This window comes from Nonomuraea recticatena (assembly GCF_039533245.1).
GTDB classification, from domain to species: domain Bacteria; phylum Actinomycetota; class Actinomycetes; order Streptosporangiales; family Streptosporangiaceae; genus Nonomuraea; species Nonomuraea roseola.
This window is the reverse complement of record NZ_BAAATE010000194.1, coordinates 1-539: the sequence shown is the minus strand read 5'-3', so window position 1 is coordinate 539 and position 539 is coordinate 1. Positions and strand designations below refer to the sequence as shown.

1 rRNA gene is annotated in these 539 nt (G+C 50.6%); it reads left to right on the top strand.

Annotated features, from left to right (window positions below):
- Positions 1-539: ribosomal RNA gene (locus tag ABFX50_RS51115) — 23S ribosomal RNA — on the top strand; the annotation flags it as partial.

The following is a 539-nucleotide window of genomic DNA, read 5'->3' as shown; positions in this document are numbered from 1 at the left end:
AGTGATCTATCCATGGCCAGGATGAAGGTGCCGTAACAGGTACTGGAGGTCCGAACCCACTAGTGTTGCAAAACTAGGGGATGAGCTGTGGATAGGGGTGAAAGGCTAAACAAACTTGGAAATAGCTGGTTCTCTCCGAAAACTATTTAGGTAGTGCCTCAAGTATTACCGTCGGGGGTAGAGCACTGTTTAGGCTAGGGGGTCATGGCGACTTACCAAACCTATGCAAACTCCGAATACCGACGAGTACAGCTTGGGAGACAGAGCACCGGGTGCTAACGTCCGGACTCAAGAGGGAAACAACCCAGACCGCCAGCTAAGGTCCCTAAAATTGGCTAAGTGGGAAACGAAGTGGGAAGGCTAAAACAGTCAGGATGTTGGCTTAGAAGCAGCCATCATTTAAAGAAAGCGTAATAGCTCACTGATCGAGTCGTCCTGCGCGGAAGATGTAACGGGGCTCAAACCATGCACCGAAGCTACGGGTTCAACGCAAGTTGAGCGGTAGAGGAGCGTTCTGTAAGCCTGTGAAGGTGAGTTGA